This is a genomic window from Frankia sp. AiPs1 (assembly GCF_023716945.1).
Taxonomy (GTDB): Bacteria; Actinomycetota; Actinomycetes; order Frankiales; family Frankiaceae; genus Frankia.
In genome coordinates this window covers 1-748 of sequence record NZ_JAMQQF010001113.1, presented here as the reverse complement: position 1 = coordinate 748, position 748 = coordinate 1, and the positions used below count along the sequence as shown (strand labels likewise).

Below are 748 nucleotides of genomic sequence, written 5' to 3'. Positions count from 1 at the left end.
CAGCGCCGTCGTGCAGACCCACGGGATGGCGGCCCACGAGCTGCGCCGGCTGCGCCGCCACGGTGCCGCCTGGCGCGACGCCCGGTTCGCCGCCTACCGGCTCGCCGCGGCGAACGCCGTGCTGGCCAATCTGCTGGAGACCGTCTTCGTGCTGGCCGTGCTCGGCGTAGGTAGCTGGGAGATTGCCACTGGGCGGCTGACCGTCGGCGGTCTGCTGTCCTTCGCCGGTTTCCTCGGCTATCTGTACGGCCCGCTGCACGAGCTCGGTGAGCTCGTCGTGACGGTCGGCTCGGCGGTGACCGCCGGGGAGCGGATCGCCGAGGTGCTCGACCACCCCGCCGAGGTGACCGACGCCCCGGACGCCCGCCCGCTGGGCCACGTCCGCGGCCATCTCCGGTTCGAGTGCGTGCACCTGACCTACCCGGACGCGATCGCGCCGGCGTTGGCGGGCGTCTCGTTCGCCCTGCGTCCCGGCGAGCTGACGGTGCTCACCGGCGGCAGCGGCGCCGGGAAGTCGACGGTCACCAGGCTGCTGACGCGCCTGCACGACCCGTCGGCCGGGCGGGTCCTGCTCGACGGCCACGACCTGCGCTCGGTGACCCTGGGCTCGCTGCGCCGGGCCGTGACCGTGGTGGCCCAGGACAGTCCGCTGGTCGACGGGACGCTGTGGGAGAACATCGCCTGGGGCCGGCCGGACGCCGACCCCGCTCGCGTCGCCGCCGCCGCGCGGGCCGCCGGGGTGGACGGC

General features: G+C 75.5%; 1 protein-coding gene. It reads left to right on the top strand.

The features are described 5' to 3' along the window. On the top strand, positions 1-748 hold a 748-nt coding region (locus ND748_RS33180; protein WP_251750178.1), incomplete at both ends, for an ABC transporter ATP-binding protein.